1 pseudogene is annotated in these 375 nt (G+C 49.9%); it reads right to left on the bottom strand.

The annotated features are described in order from the left end of the window. Positions 1–150: 150 nt before the first annotated feature. Positions 151–375, bottom strand: a pseudogene (locus AB9F29_RS21430) (sugar kinase); the annotation flags it as partial.

The following is a 375-nucleotide window of genomic DNA, read 5'->3' as shown; positions in this document are numbered from 1 at the left end:
GCGTCATTGTTGCAATCAAACGCGGCGAGGCCGCCACCGACATAATGTTCCCACCCACCAACATACTGATGAGGCTGCGCGGGAAGGCGTGTAAATTCAGGAGCGGCAAACGCGGATGTGCTGAGACTTGCAGCAACCACGACGAGGATTTTAGCTTTGTGCATCTTGCGAAATTTTCCGAATTGCATGTTCCGTGACGCCTTCCATGGCATAAGCGGCAGCGCCCTTGGCCCACATTAAATCGCCCCATTTATTGATTTTAACTTGCGGCAGTGGTGCGTCGATCTGGACCACCGATTTTTTCATCACTTCAAGAACTTCATCCGCATAAAGATAGTCAAATTGCATCCGTTCGCCAGAGAGAATAATAATCTC

It is taken from the genome of Falsihalocynthiibacter sp. S25ZX9 (assembly GCF_041205405.1).
GTDB lineage: Bacteria > Pseudomonadota > Alphaproteobacteria > Rhodobacterales > Rhodobacteraceae > Falsihalocynthiibacter > Falsihalocynthiibacter arcticus.
The sequence above is the reverse complement of the archived record's forward strand: the minus strand, read 5'-3'. Positions and strand labels throughout refer to the sequence as shown.